This is a genomic window from Paenibacillus terrae, from assembly GCF_000943545.1.
In the GTDB taxonomy this organism is placed as follows: Bacteria; Bacillota; Bacilli; order Paenibacillales; family Paenibacillaceae; genus Paenibacillus; species Paenibacillus terrae_A.
The window spans coordinates 1-3099 of record NZ_JTHP01000148.1; the positions used below are offsets into that span (position 1 = coordinate 1).

At 39.0% G+C, this 3099-nt stretch carries 4 protein-coding genes; all 4 read right to left on the bottom strand.

Annotated features, from left to right (window positions below; translation table 11 throughout):
• Positions 1-957: 957 nt before the first annotated feature.
• On the bottom strand, positions 958-1467 hold the full coding sequence (locus tag QD47_RS29235) for an adenine nucleotide alpha hydrolase family protein (protein ID WP_044649427.1): 510 nt from the start codon (positions 1465-1467) through the stop codon (positions 958-960).
• 1 nt (position 1468) lies between these two features.
• Positions 1469-1732, bottom strand: a complete 264-nt coding sequence (locus tag QD47_RS29240) for a hypothetical protein (protein WP_044649428.1) — start codon at positions 1730-1732, stop codon at positions 1469-1471.
• Between the two features lie 81 nt (positions 1733-1813).
• On the bottom strand, positions 1814-2461 hold the full coding sequence (locus tag QD47_RS29245; RefSeq protein ID WP_235332396.1) for a hypothetical protein: 648 nt from the start codon (positions 2459-2461) through the stop codon (positions 1814-1816).
• Between the two features lie 172 nt (positions 2462-2633).
• Positions 2634-2915, bottom strand: coding sequence for a DNA cytosine methyltransferase (locus QD47_RS31340; protein WP_327204695.1), 282 nt, complete (start codon positions 2913-2915; stop codon positions 2634-2636).
• Positions 2916-3099 lie beyond the last annotated feature (184 nt).

The window sequence follows — 3099 nt, forward strand, 5'->3', positions numbered from 1 at the left end:
TTCCATCGTTGTCTATAAACTATTCTGTATAGTCGAGATTAGCTGTTAACTTATCTCAGATCAACGACTATGCCCCTTCGCTCCCCAGAAGTTACTCTGGTTCTTAGCTACTACAGGCTGCTGCCACCCGGATAAAACAGTCATTTCCTACTGTTTAGAGCTAGATTGTGTCATCCGTAATGCGCTCTTCTAGGCTTCACTAGTTCCCTACTTCTTAGCTTTACATTTTCCACCTTAGCTCTCCTCTATAACCCGTCAGCTTACACCGTTGTCAGTTGTTGGGAAGACTTCGGATACCTACTTTTTTTGATAGGTGCAGATGGTTCCAATGGAATAGACTAATCTGCCGCTGATACCCCATTTAGGGGAAGTAGAACTTCTTTTTCGATCTACACCAGACTTTCGAGCCGTACATTCAAGGATTCGTCAACTTGTTTCTCAAGTATTCTGAGCATAGTGGATTTATAGCACCCCGACTATTTTAGAAACCATCACAGGCTTCTGTTTCGCCGACTTCACCGAGCTTCATACCTCTCAATGAACACAATTGAGACGCATGTCGGAGTATTAGGTCAGGAATCCCAACATCCATTCCTGAGTAGGAATTACACCTACTAAATTGAAAGTAGAGTTCAGAGGTCGATTTAAAAGTACCTCTGCCCTGATTTTTCCCAGACACCACTATGGATTTAAACTATTCTAAAGATAGTGCTTCACTACGAACTTCACGGCTCCAACAATACCGACATACTGTATTGTTTTGAACGTGTGTATTGTCACATTCGCAATCATCTTCATGAATTCCTTCATTTCCGACAAGCATATTCAAAGCTCCGATTAGTCTGTTCAAATTGCTTTCCACTCCATTACTCATGAAAACTTACCTCTTACCATTATGTTATAGATATTTTAAAATTTCTCCAAATGATGTCTAAGGTGTACTGTTTCCGGTACAGTTTAATTCAGGGAACAAGTCGCACTCCATTTGTCTGTGCACCAACGGAAGGGGGATTTTGAAGAAGGCATTACTAGCCCATGTCCGATTACTTTTCGTGCGAATTTTTCATTCTGATTCGGTTCAACCAATATTGCTTCAACACAATCCAAACCTTGTTCTGCAGCACTCTGGTTCATCTTATTGATGCTATCATGCACATACTTAGTTAGGTTAGGGTGCTCCAAGCCAGTATCTGAACTTATAAAATATACTTTTCTCAACCTAAGATTAGCGGGTATTTCTAATAAGGCTCCCCACATACATAAGCAGAGTAAAGTTGAATCTTTTCCAAATGAAGTCGTTACTACAAAAGGCATTTGGTTTTTCCGATCTAAATATGCTTCCTTTATATTTTCGATCACCACCCGAATTGCATTCGAAGCTGGTTTTATAGGTGGTAGGATTCCAGTGAATGTTGTCGTTTTTGAAGCTGAATCTACCTCATCCGAAAAAAAAGAGAGTTGTTCCATTTTATACTCCTTCTTGAACAGCATAAACGAATTCATACTGCGAATTTTGATTACAAAATAAACTTGCCTCTGGCACTTCCGAGATCAATTCAAGTAGGAGTAAATTTCCATTGGTAACCATTAAAGCAGTTTTACAAAAAAATACGTTAATGTCCAATAACTCAAGGGGAGTATGAATGATCTGGAATATGTAATCCGATCTTTCAAGCACATCCTCAATTGGTGCTGTATGCTTTGGGTCAGTGAATGTTATTATGAACTCCATGATTGCCCTCCTGATGTATAAAACCCCCTGAGTATAGTCTCAGAGGGTCTTGTATTAAATATATTTTATATAGCTAAAAAATTAAAAAATTGGGCCAACAGGGCGATACACTATAATTGGCTCCTTTTCAGTTGATTCCATGCCATCTTTAATTAAAAAGCATTCGTCATTTTTACCGTACTTGCTCCTTTTCCTGATAACACCATTTGTAGTTATTGAGGCTTTTCCCCACATATTCGTGTCAATATGAATGTGACCCTCCCATATAATAAACGTTTTATTTGGGAAAAAGATAATTTCGGTTGCCCTACGGTGTCTTTTAACTCGAAATGTTAAATGTAGAGCTTCCTTATATTGAGCTGCTGGTGCTGATAATACTTTCAACATTGTTAGTTGAGTTGCGACTGGAAATCCCGTTAAGTCATCAAAAATGAGTAGCGTATACTTATTGTTAATTCCCAATTTTTCAGATACATCTTTTATATTCATACATTCTTCCTCCTTGGGTTTTGTAAAATCTAATGACAGTTGAACACCGGTGTAGTCCACGAAGAACTTTTTATTTGCTTCCACAAAAGGATCAATGGGATTATCCATGACACTGGTTTCTGCATTTTTTTGTCCCGTGATTAATAAACTCTCATTTTGAAAAGTAAATGAAAGTTGAGTTCCCATAAAATCGCCCCTTAACCAATTCTCCATCACGCCCCTTTTGTCTAAAAATGCCAACAAAAAAAGCGCCTATCTGCAACTACCATAAATGGTGTTATTCACAGAATTAGGCGCTTGTTAGCTAGCGAATTTAGATCATGTGCTCCATAGCCGCATGGCGAAAGCAAATTAAAACCAAAGTATGGAGTTATCATAACATGATTTAATCCGATCGAGAAGTAAGTAGCATTTAAACGAGCTGTAAGCCATTAAAGGTGGTGAGAGCTTCGTTAAATCTGTGGATCGACGATTTAATAACTTCAGCCACTGAACGCATTAGGCGAACGGGGACAGCATTTGCAATCTGCTGCTGCCTTGATGAAAGTTTGCCTTTGAATTCGAAATTGTCGCTCACATCAAAAAGTCGAGCGCATTCACGGACAGATAAAATCCGATTTTCCTCAGGGTGAAGAATACAAGCCTTTCTAGGATTGACGATGGTAATAGATGGCTTATCCCATTCTATAGCGATAGGTAGGGGACATCCTCGTCACCGCTGCTAGTTACCAACTTTAATGTAACTAGTAACCAACTTTAATGTAAAGGCACTAACTTTAATGTAAGTCCAAAGGAATGACATTAAAGTTAGTAACCGAAAGTTACATTATAGTTGGGTACGTTAGGAGCCCTTTTCCCCCGCTTCACACCGTGCGTGC